The following is a 1,897-nucleotide window of genomic DNA, read 5'->3' as shown; positions in this document are numbered from 1 at the left end:
CGTGTCCCGTCTCCTGCGGCGTTGCGGCGTCTTCCGGAGTCGGAGCTTCAGGCGGTTGCGGATGCGGTGCGCGCCGAGATGATCGACGCGGTGTCGATCACCGGCGGCCATCTGGGCTCGGGGCTGGGCGTGGTCGAGCTGACGGTGGCGCTGCACCACGTGTTCGACACCCCCGACGACCGCATCGTCTGGGACGTCGGCCACCAGTGCTACCCGCACAAGATCCTCACCGAGCGCCGCGACCGCATCCGCACGCTGCGCCAGGGCGGCGGCCTGTCGGGCTTCACCAAGCGGAGCGAGAGCGTCTACGACCCGTTCGGCGCGGCCCACTCCTCGACCTCGATCTCGGCCGCGCTGGGCATGGCGGTCGCGCGCGACCTCGACAACGCCACCGCCCGCCAGAAGAACCGCCCGCAAAAGCGCCGCAACGCCATCGCGGTGATCGGCGACGGCTCGATGTCGGCCGGCATGGCCTACGAGGCCCTCAACAATGCCGGCGCCCTGCACTCGCGCCTGATCGTCATCCTCAACGACAACGACATGTCGATCGCGCCCCCCGTCGGCGCCATGTCGGCCTACCTCGCCCGGCTCGCCTCGGGCGGCGCCTACCAGTCCCTGCGCGAGACCGCCAAGCAGCTCGGCAAGCTCCTGCCCAAGGCGCTCTACCAGCGCGCGGCCGCGGCCGAGGAATATGCCCGCTCGCTGGTGGTCGGCGGCGGCACCATGTTCGAGGAGATGGGCTTCCACTATGTCGGCCCCGTGGACGGGCACAATCTCGACCACCTGCTGCCGGTGCTCAAGAACGTCCGCGACGCCGAGCACGGCCCGATCCTGCTGCACGTGGTCACCCAGAAGGGCAAGGGCTACGCGCCGGCGGAGGCGAGCGCCGACCGCTACCACGGCGTGGTCAAGTTCGACGTGGTCTCGGGGGTGCAGGCCAAGGCCAAGCCGAACGCGCCGGCCTACACGCGGGTGTTCGGCGAGAGCCTGATCAAGGCGGCCGATGCCGACGACAAGGTCGTGGCGATCACCGCGGCGATGCCGGGCGGGACCGGGATCGACCTGTTCGGCAAGGCGCATCCGGACAAGACCTTCGACGTCGGCATCGCCGAGCAGCACGCGGTGACGTTTGCGGGGGGGCTGGCGACGGAGGGCTACCGGCCGTTCGTGGCGATCTACTCGACCTTCCTGCAGCGGGCCTACGACCAGGTGGTGCACGACGTGGCGCTGCAGAACCTGCCCGTGCGGTTCTGCCTGGACCGGGCGGGGCTGGTGGGTGCGGACGGGGCGACGCATGCCGGCGCGTTCGACCTGGCGTATCTGTGCTGCCTGCCGAACATGACCGTGATGGCGGCTTCCGACGAGGCGGAGCTGGTGCACATGGTGGCGACGGCGCATGCCCATGACAGCGGCCCGATCGCGCTGCGCTACCCGCGCGGCGAGGGCGTGGGCGTCGAGCTTCCGGAGCGGGGCGAGGTCCTGGCCGTCGGCAAGGGCCGTGTGGTGCGGCGGGACGGGGAGGCGCGGGTGGCGATCCTGAGCCTGGGCACGCGGCTGTCGGAGGCCTTGAAGGCGGCCGACACGCTCTCGGAGCAGGGCGTTGCGGTGACGGTGGCGGATGCGCGGTTTGCCAAGCCTCTGGACGAGGCGCTGATCCTGGACCTGGCGCGGGAGCACGAGGTTCTGCTCACGATCGAGGAGGGCTCGCGCGGCGGGTTCGGCGCGATGGTGCTGCACCTGCTGGCGGAGCGGGGCGCGCTGGATGCGGGCCAGGTGCGGGTGCGGACGCTGACGCTGCCGGACACCTACCAGGACCACGACAGCCCCGAGAAGATGTACGCCCAGGCCGGGCTCGATGCCAAAACCATCGTCCAGACAGCCCTCGACACATTGCCGG

The 1,897-nt window shown here is 70.9% G+C and carries 1 protein-coding gene; it reads left to right on the top strand.

Annotation, left to right across the window (positions count from 1 at the left end):
* Nucleotides 1-21: 21 nt before the first annotated feature.
* The coding region (gene dxs, locus CIW48_RS32775; RefSeq protein WP_149314501.1) for a 1-deoxy-D-xylulose-5-phosphate synthase at nt 22-1,897 on the top strand (1,876 nt) is incomplete at its 3' end.

It is taken from the genome of Methylobacterium sp. P1-11, from assembly GCF_008329595.1.
Taxonomy (GTDB): Bacteria; Pseudomonadota; Alphaproteobacteria; order Rhizobiales; family Beijerinckiaceae; genus Methylobacterium.
The sequence above is the reverse complement of the archived record's forward strand: the minus strand, read 5'-3'. Positions and strand labels throughout refer to the sequence as shown.